At 56.6% G+C, this 12,330-nt stretch carries 10 protein-coding genes, 2 pseudogenes and 1 riboswitch; of the genes and pseudogenes, 3 read left to right on the top strand and 9 right to left on the bottom strand.

What is annotated here, in order from left to right:
- Positions 1–15: 15 nt before the first annotated feature.
- A pseudogene (locus MC50_RS29415) lies at positions 16–228 on the top strand (hypothetical protein); the annotation flags it as partial.
- A 219-nt stretch (positions 229–447) separates the two neighbouring features.
- Here the strand turns inward: MC50_RS29415 and MC50_RS28130 are convergent.
- The 7 genes and pseudogenes from MC50_RS28130 to MC50_RS28100 all read right to left on the bottom strand — a co-directional run.
- A pseudogene (locus MC50_RS28130) lies at positions 448–967 on the bottom strand (IS5-like element ISPst7 family transposase); the annotation flags it as partial.
- 107 nt (positions 968–1,074) lie between these two features.
- Entirely contained in the window at positions 1,075–1,944 is an 870-nt protein-coding gene (locus MC50_RS28125; RefSeq protein ID WP_004152692.1) for a LysR family transcriptional regulator, read from the bottom strand.
- On the bottom strand, positions 1,938–2,948 hold the full coding sequence (gene ptxD / locus MC50_RS28120) for a phosphonate dehydrogenase PtxD (RefSeq protein WP_004152693.1): 1,011 nt from the start codon (positions 2,946–2,948) through the stop codon (positions 1,938–1,940). Before ptxD ends, MC50_RS28125 begins: the two co-directional genes overlap by 7 nt.
- 8 nt (positions 2,949–2,956) lie before the next feature.
- Positions 2,957–3,784 (bottom strand): phosphonate ABC transporter, permease protein PhnE, encoded by an 828-nt coding sequence (phnE, locus tag MC50_RS28115; protein WP_047665750.1) that lies wholly within the window; start codon positions 3,782–3,784, stop codon positions 2,957–2,959.
- 8 nt (positions 3,785–3,792) lie between these two features.
- Positions 3,793–4,656 (bottom strand): phosphate/phosphite/phosphonate ABC transporter substrate-binding protein, encoded by an 864-nt coding sequence (phnD, locus tag MC50_RS28110; protein WP_004152695.1) that lies wholly within the window; start codon positions 4,654–4,656, stop codon positions 3,793–3,795.
- On the bottom strand, positions 4,653–5,480 hold the full coding sequence (phnC, locus tag MC50_RS28105) for a phosphonate ABC transporter ATP-binding protein (protein WP_012637488.1): 828 nt from the start codon (positions 5,478–5,480) through the stop codon (positions 4,653–4,655). Before phnC ends, phnD begins: the two co-directional genes overlap by 4 nt.
- A 183-nt stretch (positions 5,481–5,663) precedes the next feature.
- A complete protein-coding gene (locus MC50_RS28100; protein WP_004118541.1) occupies positions 5,664–8,672 on the bottom strand; it encodes a Tn3 family transposase in 3,009 nt (1,002 codons plus the stop codon).
- Positions 8,673–8,832: 160 nt separating this feature from the next.
- Here MC50_RS28100 and MC50_RS28095 point away from each other — a divergent pair, with 160 nt between their 5' ends.
- Positions 8,833–9,390 carry a recombinase family protein gene (locus MC50_RS28095; RefSeq protein ID WP_004118540.1) on the top strand — a complete coding sequence of 186 codons (558 nt, stop codon included), beginning with the start codon at positions 8,833–8,835 and terminating at the stop codon, positions 9,388–9,390.
- A gap of 131 nt (positions 9,391–9,521) precedes the next feature.
- On the top strand, positions 9,522–9,854 hold the full coding sequence (locus tag MC50_RS28090) for a DMT family transporter (protein ID WP_004118538.1): 333 nt from the start codon (positions 9,522–9,524) through the stop codon (positions 9,852–9,854).
- A 353-nt stretch (positions 9,855–10,207) separates the two neighbouring features.
- On the opposite strand, the gene nhaA is transcribed toward MC50_RS28090, so the two are convergent.
- Both nhaA and crcB read right to left on the bottom strand, forming a co-directional pair.
- Positions 10,208–11,356 (bottom strand): Na+/H+ antiporter NhaA, encoded by a 1,149-nt coding sequence (gene nhaA, locus MC50_RS28085; RefSeq protein ID WP_011977829.1) that lies wholly within the window; start codon positions 11,354–11,356, stop codon positions 10,208–10,210.
- Positions 11,357–11,630: 274 nt separating this feature from the next.
- Positions 11,631–12,005 (bottom strand): fluoride efflux transporter CrcB, encoded by a 375-nt coding sequence (gene crcB / locus MC50_RS28080; RefSeq protein ID WP_004118534.1) that lies wholly within the window; start codon positions 12,003–12,005, stop codon positions 11,631–11,633.
- 77 nt (positions 12,006–12,082) lie between these two features.
- Positions 12,083–12,153: riboswitch (Fluoride riboswitch) on the bottom strand.
- Between the last annotated feature and the right edge of the window lie 177 nt (positions 12,154–12,330).

The raw sequence follows: 12,330 nt of genomic DNA, 5'->3' as shown, positions 1-12,330 counted from the left end.
ATTCGCACCTTCCCTGTCATCGGCGGCGGTACGCTGGCTACCGTGAGCACCTACACACTCAGCTGCCTGATGAGCGCCGCTCTGGAGTTACCGCGTTGCTGCATTGTGATTGCCAACCTATCCGGCAGCTATGTGGCTCAGACCAAGGCAATTGCCGAAGCAATCTCTAACCTCCAGCAAGAAGCCAGTCGCCAAGCGAGCACCATCACCCCCGTGCAGTTGGCGGGTACCTGTTCATCCCTGGCGCCTCTCCGCCTTGATGCTGGCAGATTCAGTCTGGCCTCGCGGTTCGACCTACCGAAATATCGGCGGTTACATTGTCCCCAGAGCTTCAGACCCGGCTGTTACCGGCCACGCCTGTCTGGGTAGGGAACGAGTGGTGGAACAGTCGGTTCCGTCGGGCGTTAACCTGCGGAACAGAAACCCATGCGACTTTCAGGTCGCACTGCCGAAATAATACTGGTTTCCCTTCTTGGTCTGGTGCATTTCCGGGTCGCGCTTGCCGTCCTTGTTCTTGGTCGAACTGGGCGCATTGATCAGCGTTGCATCGACGATGGTGCCCTGGCGCAGCGACAGGCCGCGGTCGCCCAGAGCCATTGATGACAGCGAGGATGCCGGCCGCCAGCTCGTGTTTCTCCAGCAAGCGGCGGAAGTTGAGAATGGTGGTTTCGTCGGGGATGCGCTCCAGGTTCAGCCCGGCAAACTGGCGCAGGATCGTGGTTTCGTACAGCGCTTCCTCCATCGCTGGATCGCTGTAGCCGAACCAGTTCTGCAGCAGATGCACACGCAGCATCGCCATCAACGGGTAGGCCGGACGGCCACCTTCACCCTTCGGATAATGTGGCTCGATCAAAGCAATCAAGCCCTTCCACGGCACCACCCGATCCATCTCGATCAGGAACAACTCCTTGCGGGTTTGCTTGCGCTTGCCAGCGTACTCGGCGTCGGCGAAGGTCATCTGCTTCATCGGGAAACTCGGTGGGTGGGGGCGCGGTATTTTGCCAAATCAGAAAGTCTTTTTCAGAGTTTCCCTAGGCTGACAAGCCAAGCGCTGGATCGCAACCATCCATCACCTTATCCAGCTAGATCTGCCTCCTCCAATAAGTGCCGCACAAATCCCGGCGGGTGCAGATTTCCGGGAGGTTTGCGCCAGATCAGTTGGAGACGCTTTTCAAGCCCCGGGATGGGAAGAGCTACCAGCGCGCCACTGCGAACTTCGTCTTGTACTGCGGAAGCCATCACCAACGACACGCCGAGTCCCGCCCTCACTGCTTGTTTGACTGCCTCGGTGCTGCCTAGCTGCATACCGCTGCGAGGCACGCCCAGTTCGCCAAAGTATTCGGTCAGAAGCCGTCCGGTACCGCTACCCGGTTCACCTCCCAGCATCGGCAGGTCCACCAGACGATCACGTTCTATGCACCCTGCTTCAGCCAGCGCATGGTCGGGGCTGACGATAAGCACCAGCGGCTCGACCCGCCAGAGGCGGTGTTCGAAGTCGGGGTGAGGTAGCCACCATTCCATGATCGCGGCGTCGAGCTGGCCCGCCAGTAGCTGGTCGGCCACATCCGGGTTGGCGGCGATGCGCAGATCCACCTCGCCCCTCTCATTTGCGGTCGTCAGATAGTTGCGCACGAATGGCTGGAGAAGGTAGGTGCCGATGTTGGTGCTGGCCCCGACGCGCTCACGATTGCCATGCAGGGCTTCTAGCGCCCGGGCGTGCATGTCGAGCAAGGCGGTCGCATGCGGCATGAAGGCCAGCGCCCGTGTGGTAGGCTGGCAGCCGCTACGACTGCGCTGCACCAGCGTTACGCCGACCTGCTCTTCAAGCTTCTGCAAGTGCTGCGACACCGTCGGCTGGGCCAGCCCCAACGCCCTCGCCGCGCTCTGAAAACTGCCTGTTTGAACGATCGCTACCAGGCTCTTCAGCCAGACCGGATTCAACATGCGGCAGGCTCGGCCTTGGGCAGACGGTTCGCAGCGTTGATTGGGCGCGCACCTGCCAATACCTGGATGATGTTCTGCGCTGCACAACGTTCAATCTCCAGGCGCACCGCGCGCACTGCCGACCCTATGTGCGGAGTGAACAGCGTATTCGGATGCGCGAGCAGCGCAGGATCGATCAGCCGCGGCCGGTCCGCGCGAGCCCAGTCTTCCATTTCGAATACATCCGCCGCATACCCGCCGAGCTGGCCTCGCTCAAGCGCCGCGAGCACGGCGGCTTCATCCACTACCGAACCACGACAGGGGTTTACAAGCAGAGCGCCCGGCCGTACGAGGGCAAGCAGCTCGGCGTTGACCAGATGCTGGGTATCGGCATTCAAGGGAAGCGCCAGCAGGATGAAGTCCGAGCTGGCGAAGAGTTCGCTGCACGCCACCTGGCGCAGGCCGAGCCGTTGCTCGGTTTGTGTATCCAGAGCCTTCGCCTCGTGGTACTGCAGGGTCGCGCCCCATCCCTGCAAGCGCTCAGCCATGGCCAGTCCGATGGCGCCCATGCCAAGGATGCCGACCGTAGCGTTATCCAGCCCCGTGCCGTAGAACTGTGGTTGCCAGCCCTGGAACTCGCCAGAGCGGACGAACGCATCTGCTGCCCGCAGATGCCGCCCCAGCCCCACCGCCAGTCCGATCGCCAGCTCGGCAGTCGGGACCGTCAACAGATCAGGCACGAAGGTCAGCCAGACCCCGCGGGCAGTACAGGCGTCCACATCGAAATTGTCGAAGCCCTTGAGCGCGCAGCCGACTACACGCAGCTCAGGGCAGGCTTGAAGAAAGTCTGCATCGACCCGATCGGGCATGAACGCCATCATCGCCTGAGCATCGCGACAGCGGCGCAGAATTTCCTCGCGCGTCAGCGTGCTGTCGGTCTGGTTGGTCACCAGCTCGCAATGTGGCGCCAGCAGTTGCAGGATCTCATCGTGTACTCGGTGAGTTATAACGAGTTTCGGCAGCATGTTTTGTCCTATTTGAAACGTTTGCGCAGCACGCCACTGAAGGCGTCTACTAGCGTGACCATGGCCAGGATGACCAGCAGGATTGCTGCAACCTCCTGGTACTGCATGATGCGCAGCGAGCCCATGAGTTCGAAGCCGATACCGCCGGCGCCAACCATGCCCATCACGGTGGAGGCGCGAAAGTTGTATTCCCAGCGGTAGATCGCCACGTCGGCGAACTGCGGCGTCACCTGTGGCAAAACCGCGTGCAGCAGCACTTGCATCGGCGTAGCCCCCGCCGCCCGAGCGGCTTCCACCGGCGCTTCGTCGACGTGCTCGATGGCCTCGGCGAAGAACTTGCTGACCATGCCGACCGAATGCAGACCCAGGGCAAGCACGCCCGGCAAGGCGCCGAACCCTACGGCTGCAACGAAGATGATGCCCATGATCAGCTCCGGCACCGACCGCAGGGCATTGAGCAGCACCCGGGCAACACCGAACACAAGGGGGTGCGGCGCCGTATTGCGCGCTGCAACGAAGGCCACCACCAGCGAGAACACCACTGCGATGGCCGTACCGGCGATGCTCATCGCCAAGGTGTCGATCAAGGGGCGAATCCAGCTTCGATAGCCCGAAAAGTCTGGCGGCATGGCCTCGCCTGCCAGGGTCGTGATGGAGGGCAGCCCGTTCAGCAGCGTGGTGGCATCGAGCAGCCCCACGTACCAGCAGGCCAACAGCACCACTCCGAATACAATCGCCACCTGCCCCAGCTGGCGCCACCAACCGAGGCCGAAGCCTCGAAGGATGTGCTCGCGTTGCTCTGCAGGCAGCGCCTGCACGTCGTAATGAGTAGACATATCGGTGCTCACATCGTGGCGAAGTCGAGGCCGAGCAGCGATCCCATTTTGCGGATCACATCGTAGTCGGCGTCGGTGATTGGCGCGAAGGCCTCGGCCTTGAAGTTGCGCAGCACTTCGGGATCGTCGATACCGACGAATACATCCCGCACCTTGGTTTTCAGCTCGGGGCTCAGGTTCGAGCGCATCGCCCAGGGGTACTGGGGGTATTCGCCGCTGTAACCAAGTACTTTCACCTTGCTCGGATCGATTAGGCCACGTTCGACTACGTGATTGAAAATTACCTCCGACAGCCCACCCGCATCGGCGTTGCCGTTCGCCACGTTGACGGCAACGGCGTCATGCGTGCCCACAAAATATTCTTCGTAGTCCCGCCCACCCGTCAAACCGGCCGTCTCAAGAAGCACGGTTTTGGGAATCAAATGGCTGGACGTCGATGCCCGGTCACCATAGGCCATCTTCTTGCCCTTAAGGTCGGCATACTCATTCACGCCTGACGCCACATTGGCGATAATCACCGAGCGATAGGTCGGCTTGCCGTCGATGACCGTGACAGCGAAGGGCTCGATGTCGCTTTTGCTTTTGGCCATGACGTAGGACAGCGGACCGAAATACGCCAGGTCGATACGGCCAAAGCGCATCGCCTCAATCATCGAGGAATAGTCGGTGGTTACGATCAGCTGCACCTTCTTGTCCAGATGCTCTTCCAGATAATCCTTCAGCGGCTGGTTACGCTTGATCAGCTCGGAGGCGTTTTCGTCCGGCAGCAGGGCAACCTTTAGCACATCCGGATCGGCATCGGCCGCTAGGGCGGACAAACTTGAAACAGCGGACAGCAAGCAAGTCAATAAGAGCGCGGATAAGCGTTTCATCGGGACATCTCCAGTGAAGGTTCGAGCATGACAGGTGGTTCAGCCGGAGCATTCGCTGGCTGAGTCGTAGAGCGGCCTGCATAGATGCGCTCAAGCTGCGCATCGGTGAGTTCCGAGGGCGCGGCATCGAAAACGATCTGAGAATCGGCCAGCCCGACGACGCGATCGGCGAAGCGGCGGGCATATTCGAGTTGATGCAGCGAAACGATGGCGGTGATGCCGTCTTCCTTGCAGATGTCGCGCAGCAATCCGAGAACACGGACCGAAGTGGCCGGGTCGAGACTGGCTACCGGCTCATCGGCCAGAATGATCGCCGGCTGTTGCGCTAGCGCACGCGCGATGCCTACCCGCTGCTGCTGGCCACCGGACAGTTTGTCCACCCGGCTTAGCGCCTTGTCTGCCAGACCGACCCGAGCGAGGCAACTGAGCGCAATCTCCTGATCGGCACGCGGCAGAGGAAACAGCGAGCGGAGCGTGTTGTGAAAGGCCAGCCGACCGGTAAGCACATTAGCCAGTGCGCTTTGACGTTCGATTAGCTGGTGGTGCTGAAAGATCATGGCGGTACGCCGACGATGCTGACGCAAGGCCGAGCCGCTGCCGAGCTCACCGAGTTCGCTGGTGACACTGCCGCCAGTGGGCGTGACGAGTCGATTGAGACTACGGAGCAAGGTCGACTTGCCTGCGCCCGAGAGACCAAGCAGCACGGTGAACTCACCACGCCGAAATGCAATCGAGGTATCGCGTAGGGCTGTCACGCCGCCTGGATAGACGACGCTCAACCGGTCGACCCGCAGCACGGCGTCCTGTATTGGATGGGGCATCATTTGATCACCTTTTGCAATATTGCTGGCCGCACAATTGCGGTTCGCGATGCAAAGGATAGAAATTCCTTGTTAACGCACTGTTTCTAAAGGATGACATTTCGATGAATACTTCGAATCTGCCGTAGCGGGGCGGCAAGCGAAGCCGTGGAAGGGGTTCGAGGTTCAATCGTGTAAAAAACCACGTTAAGGCAATAATTCATTGTTTGAATTGAAATTTAATGGCCTCAACTCTCCCTTCAGAATATTTTCCGGCAGCGTGAACGTATAATGTCCCAGCATGTTGATATGACCGTACATCAGTGGCGACAGGCGTGAGATATGCTCGTCTTCCGGGATCTCACCAGCGCTGCGCAAATGTGATAGCGCTTCCTGCATATAAAGCGTGTTCCACAATACAACTGCGTTAGTGACAAGCCCCAGCGCACCCAGTTGATCCTCCTGCCCCTCACGGTAACGTTTTCTAATCTCACCACGTTGGCCGTAACAGATCGCCCTTGCCACGGCGTGACGGCCTTCTCCCCGGTTAAGCTGAGTCAGTATCCTGCGACGATATTCTTCATCATCAATGTAGTTGAGGAGGTACAGCGTCTTGTTGACCCGTCCCACCTCCATAATCGCCTGCGCCAGCCCTGACGGACGGGAACTTTTTAAAAGCGAGCCCACAAGTTCTGAGGCGTGGACTGTACCCAGCTTCAGAGAACCGGAAACCCTCATCATTTCATCCCATTGGGTTTCTATCTTTGACAGTTCAACGCATCCCCGCGCCAGCTCATCCAGTACCCCGTAGTTCGCATTTTTATCTGCACGCCAAAATACCGCCTCACCGGCATCTGCCAGGCGGGGCGAAAACTGGTAGCCCAGCAGCCAGAACAGGCCAAAGATAATGTCGCTGGACCCTCCAGTGTCCGTCATAATCTCCACCGGATTCAGCCCCGTCTGCTGCTCCAGAAGCCCTTCCAGCACAAAGATAGAGTCACGCAACGTACCGGGGATAACGATGCCGTGAAAGCCGGAATACTGGTCAGAAACAAAATTGTACCAGGTGATCCCACGCCCTGAGCCAAAGTATTTTCTGTTAGGGCCAGAGTTCAGCGTTTTTACAGGAGTGACAAAGCGCATCCCATCTGCAGAAGCCACTTCTCCGCCGCCCCAGCGCTCAGACAGTTCCAGCGTGGACTGAAAATCGACCAACCGGGCATTAGCGCTGACCAGCGTTTCAGCCCGAATGTAGTTTTGTTTTACCCAGCTCAGACGGTGGCGGGTCAGTGCCGGAATACTGTGTTTGATCAGCGGTTCATGTCCGATATTGCAGGCTTCAGCGAGCAGTACGGCACACAGGCTGATGTTAAGATCCTGAGCACGGGCTTCAGACTCACTCACATGAGTGAATTCGCGGGTAAAACCAGTCCGGGCGTCAATTTCAAGCAGCAGCTCTGTCAGATCAACAGGGGGGACCAGCTGCCTGACGCGGCTGTTCAGAAGAATCAGCGGCTGCGGTTCTTCCAGTTTTTCCAGACTGCTGATGGTCAGGGACGGATATTTACCCTGATGACAGATGCTCACGGCAGCATTCAGCTCAAAGCGTGAGGCCACCGTTTTCCAGGTTTCGTCCAGTTCGGTTGCCAGCTGTTTAACGGCATTTCCACCATCGGTGGGGTGTCCAAGCGCCCGGCATACGGCGATCCGCTGAGCCTGCCATTCTTTCCCCTGAAGAAACTTCTGACGCGGATCGCCCCAGCGATCGCTGTTCTCCAGCCAGATATCGCGGCGACGCAGCGAATCCTGAAGGCGTTCCAGCAGGCACAATGAGTATCCTGCACGCTGTATCCGGCCTTCGGAGTCGTACACCAGACGTTTCCAGGGACCTGTAATGATCTGCTCAGGCGCATTCTCCAGGAGGCGTTTTTTCGAACCACTCAGTTCGGCCAGGTAATGTATGGCCGATAGCGTATTTTCGCCGGCAGGGGCAGACTGAAAATGTAAATCACGCAGCATCGCTGGCAGAAAGCGCTTAACCCGTCCATATTGCTCGACCATTTCATCCTGGAAATTTGTGTCCTGCGGGCGGGCAAGCTCATTGACTTTACCTACGGATTCCGCCAGCCGGTTCTTTGGTACGTGGCTGAAAATAGTCTGACGCAGCGCTGCGTCATCCATTTTATCATCCAGTAAAAGCGTACATGCATGTGCCAGAAGTAGCGCCGCGCGATCAAGATCTTTGAGCGTTCTGAGCCGTTTTTTCTGCCCGGTTTGCTTCGCTGAACGCGTGATATTGAGGATCAGCAGATCCAGAACATCGACAGCCTCATCGAGTGCCAAAATTTCCTGTGCTTTAACAAACGCGGTCAGGATGGCCAGCCGCCGTTCCTCCGGCATTCTGGCGATATATTTTACCGAAGCCATGCCAGCATAACGAGCCAGGTTGCGGAGTTGAATTGCAGGCAGCCCGGCAAAATTCAGCCGGGAAAACTCCAGGCTGCGCAGGCGTGTGTAGCGCTGAAGTGCGTCAGTAAAGGCCGGACCACTGACGTTGACGGGCCCTTTTCGTATCTGCTCCATCACGGAAACCCGCTGTCCTTCCGGTATGACAAGCAGACCGGCCAGTTGCTCAGTCTGCCAGCTGTCAGGTAATGCAGCCAGTCTGCGCCACAAACGCCTGCTTGCCCGCTCACGAATTTCGCCAATGAGCCTCGTCAGCGCTGAGGCTGCGGGCAACAATACTTTATTCTGGAGCAACCATGCCGTGGCAAAATCGAACATCAGACCGGGGCGCTCGTTACTGAGCCATGTGCGGATATAAAGCAGACGTTTCAGTCTGAACGACCAGGGGAAATCGCCAAAATCATGGTAGTCAGAGTGTTGCCTGATCAGCCTTTGATGCTCCCAACGGGTATTCTCTCTCTGGGCGTATCGGGCCATGATCTCAGGGCGATGAATGTTCAGCTGTAATGCAACGTAATTTCGGACGCCGGGAGGTATTTGCAAGGGATCGGTCTGGAAGGTTCCCAGAAAACGGGCCGTGGTTAGCTGAAGGGCAATCCCAAATCGGTTATGTTTCCCCCGGCGCTGATTAATAAAAACAAGATCGCGTTCATCAAGATGAAAATACCGGGCCAGCTGAACCTCGTTAGGCTCGGCGGCATACCGTCCGTAGTTTTCGGTCTGTTCACTGGTCAGAAAACCGTCACTCATCCCGCATCCTTTCGTAAGGGTATCGCTCTGCTCAAATTTTGATAGTCTCAGATATTATAAGTTTTGAGACCTTTTAAAGTGCGTGCTTACATGAGTATCAAAAATCGTGTTTTATGCTTTATGATACTACGCAGTATCAGTATCGATTTGTGAGACCAATATGGCATTACTGGGATATGCAAGGGTATCAACGAGCCATCAGAAACTGACGGCGCAGATCATGGAGCTGAAATCTTCAGGCGTCAGAGATGACCGGATTTTTACTGACATGATGTCGGGCGCCACGGACGAACGTGAAGGGTTACAACGGCTGCTTGCCCGTGCCGAAAAAGATGACATTATCATGTGTACCAAAATGGACCGGCTTGGCCGCAACACAGCGGATATGATCCACATTGTTGATGCCTGCTATAAAAAGGGAATAGCCATCCGGTTTCTGGAGAATGGACTGAGTACTGAAGGCACGATGGGTAAAATGGTCATTCAGATCCTTGCTGCCGTTGCTGAAGCTGAGCGGGAGCGGATCCTGGAGCGCACAAACGAAGGCCGGGTCATCGCCATGGCGGCAGGCGTCAGGTTTGGACGGAAACCTCATCACAAATCGGCCGCCGCACTGGAGCTTATCCGGCACGAAACGCCCATTAAACTGGTGATGGAGAAAACCGGCATATCCAGGGCCACCTATTTCAGGTTAAAAAAACTGGGCCCAGGCAGTTAACCCGACGCAGGCAGCGATTTTTTCCTGTGCCGGAAAGGGTTTCGCGGTTGATGCTGATGATCCCCTGCTTAAAAACAGAGTTAACATTGCCCACAATATTGCTGGTTTTGATGAGCCGTTAAAGGAGTTTTATGAATGGATGGATGTATCTGGTGATTGCCGGCATAGCCGAAGTCTTTTATGCCGCGTCAATGCTCCGGACTGAGGGATTTACCCGGATCTACCCCAGTATTTTTTGCCTGACATTTATCGGTGTGAGCATGTACTTTTTGTCCCTGGCAACACGGACTATTCCTGTAGGAACCGCTTATGCGGTCTGGGTCGGGATTGGTGCTTTAGGGACAGCAGCGTACGGAATAATTTACTTAAATGAAGATAAGGGCCTGTTACGCATTGCCTGTTTCGGACTGATTCTGGCGGGTATCATTGGCCTGAAAATTCTGGCAGGACACAAGCAGCTGTAGGTTCTCATCCATAAACAGAACTCCGGGGGCATTCTGATTTTAGACATCAGCATGCCTCTCCCTTTCCCCTTTTTGAAATGGGACATTACCCGCTACATTAATAACAGGCGAGAGAACCGACATAACCGGGGGCGGCCAGGAAAAGTTGCCATGATTGACAAAAAGACTGCTTTTTGTTTGTACCTGCATGATTAACGGTGCGAATTTTTTCGGCAAACTATAAATGCGGGCACCAGTGTGATGATAAGCACCTGAATAAATGCCGACGGTAATGAAGGTGGCCCTGTTGATTAATAAGTTTGCAGGGAAATAAAAATCCCCGTCATCACGGGGATTTTCCGGACCCGAATGCGTTACCGGGAAGGATGCGAAGGAGAAAAGCGCAGTATCAGCATACCCGCCAGTGCTGCCAGTACAGAGCCGGCAAGTACCCCCACCTTGACCTCGTCCACCAACAGGGGGCTTTCTGCAAACGCCAGGTTGCCGATAAACAGGCTCATGGTAAACCCTATTCCGCACAGGACCGATACGCCGTAAACCTGCAGCCAGGTACTTTTTTCAGGCCGTTTTGCCAGGCCCAGGCTGACGGCCAGCAGCGACAGGCCGAAAATGCCCGCCTGCTTGCCAACAAACAGGCCCAGCGCAACGCCGACCGGTACCGGCGACATCAGGTCATCAGCCGTCATACCGGAGAGCGCGACCCCCGCATTTGCGAAGCCAAACAGCGGCAGTATCAGAAACGTCACCCACGGATTGATGCCGTGCTCCAGCCGGGCAAGAGGGGATTGTTTATCCGGATCGGTTACCCGCAGCGGGATAAAGAGCGCCAGCAGGATACCCGCGATGGTGGCGTGCACCCCGGACTGAAGCATGAAAAACCACAGCACGCCCCCCGCCAGCAGATAGGGAAACAGCCGGGTAATCCCGGCACGGTTCATGATAAACAGCAGAGCAACCGTGACCGCCGCACCGGCCAGCATCAGAAACGAAATATTACTGGTATAGAAGAGCGCAATAATAGCCACTGCGCCCATGTCGTCCAGAATAGCCAGCGCCGACAGGAAAATTTTCAGCGAGGCAGGTACGCGACTGCCCAGCAGTGCCAGTACCCCGAGCGCAAAGGCAATGTCCGTGGCGGCAGGAATTGCCCAGCCAGCGAGGGTTTCATCGCTGCCCGCATTAAACCATACGTAAATGGCCGCAGGCACGGCCATCCCGCCCAGCGCGGCAAATCCCGGCAGCGCGCGCTGGCCCCAGGTGGCAAGCTGACCGGTGAGAAGCTCGCGCTTGATTTCCAGGCCGACCATCATGAAGAACACGGCCATCAGGGCGTCGTTTATCCAGTGCTCAACGGAGAGGCCGGCGGCGTTGTATTTCAGGAATACCTCATATCCCTCCCTGAGCGGAGAGTTAGCCACGATGATAGCGGCTGCTGAGGCGATGATGAGCACGATGCCGCCGGCTGCGGGCGAGCTGAAAAATGCAGATGGCACTTCTGACATCCTCTTTTTATTTCTGTCTGGGATTTCTGACACACTCCCTCCCTTTATTCAAAAAAAACAGGCCTTCCCCTGATATACAACCGCTGGTTATCAGAGGATAAGCCGGCTGAGCTACGCTGAAGATATAAAAAATACGATAATTAATTGCTGATAAATTAACGAATTAGCGTGACGTTAATTTTATCATAACGTCCGGCCCGCTTCAGGCGGAAGAGGTAAAGCCCTGTAAAGCTGCCGCAGGCAGGGGCATTTTTATCCGTCATCAGCCACACGCTCACAGCAGCCATGTGACGACAAAAAAACCCAGGGCAGTCATCAGAATGGAGCCGGTTACGTGTACCAGCAGTGAAGTAAACGCCCAGAAATAATTACCGGACTGCAGCTGTGAGAATATTTCCAGGGAAAACGTGGAAAACGTGGTCAGCCCACCGCACAGCCCGGTGATAACAAGTAATCGCCAGGCCGGATCCAGGTCAGGATGGCGCATGAACCAGGCCAGCGACGCACCAATGATAAATCCGCCCGCAAGGTTCACTACCAGCGTGCCCGGTGGCAGGTCAGGAAACAGGCTGTTCAGGCGTGCGCCAAGCAGCCAGCGGATCAGGCAGCCAGCGGATCCACCAATGATAATGGCCAGATAAGATTTCACGGGGTTTACCTCTGTGTCAGAGGGAGTATGCAGGCTGATGATACGGGGCGGCCTGACATACTCCCGGTTAAAGGGGAGTAATATCAGGCGTCATCAGCTTCTCAGGGGAAGCGGTTGGGTAAGGTGGAACGCCATCACCTCGCCGCAATTCTGGCCCGGTCACGGGCGTTAATCAAGCGGCTATCCACTGTTTTTGTGCGACTCCCCCTGCGGCGGGCATGAGGAGCCCGTTTTCAGGCTTGACCTGAAGAGCATTAAAAATTATCGTTTCGGCAGCATTTTATATCTGACTGTGAGTCATGCACATTACGCCACCCTGAGTTTC

The organism is Klebsiella planticola (assembly GCF_000783935.2).
Lineage (GTDB): Bacteria > Pseudomonadota > Gammaproteobacteria > Enterobacterales > Enterobacteriaceae > Klebsiella > Klebsiella planticola.
Note: the sequence above shows the minus strand (reverse complement) of the source record. Positions and strands in the feature narration are given on the sequence as shown.

Excerpts from the sequence above, each read along its gene's own strand:
- MC50_RS28095 (WP_004118540.1), top strand. The coding sequence starts at position 8,833 with ATGGCATTACTGGGATATGCAAGGGTATCAACGAGCCATCAGAAACTG.
- nhaA (WP_011977829.1), bottom strand. The coding sequence starts at position 11,356 with ATGTCAGAAGTGCCATCTGCATTTTTCAGCTCGCCCGCAGCCGGCGGC.
- phnE (WP_047665750.1), bottom strand. The coding sequence starts at position 3,784 with ATGTCTACTCATTACGACGTGCAGGCGCTGCCTGCAGAGCAACGCGAG.
- MC50_RS28090 (WP_004118538.1), top strand. The coding sequence starts at position 9,522 with ATGAATGGATGGATGTATCTGGTGATTGCCGGCATAGCCGAAGTCTTT.
- MC50_RS28100 (WP_004118541.1), bottom strand. The coding sequence starts at position 8,672 with ATGAGTGACGGTTTTCTGACCAGTGAACAGACCGAAAACTACGGACGG.
- MC50_RS28125 (WP_004152692.1), bottom strand. The coding sequence starts at position 1,944 with ATGTTGAATCCGGTCTGGCTGAAGAGCCTGGTAGCGATCGTTCAAACA.
- phnD (WP_004152695.1), bottom strand. The coding sequence starts at position 4,656 with ATGAAACGCTTATCCGCGCTCTTATTGACTTGCTTGCTGTCCGCTGTT.
- ptxD (WP_004152693.1), bottom strand. The coding sequence starts at position 2,948 with ATGCTGCCGAAACTCGTTATAACTCACCGAGTACACGATGAGATCCTG.
- phnC (WP_012637488.1), bottom strand. The coding sequence starts at position 5,480 with ATGATGCCCCATCCAATACAGGACGCCGTGCTGCGGGTCGACCGGTTG.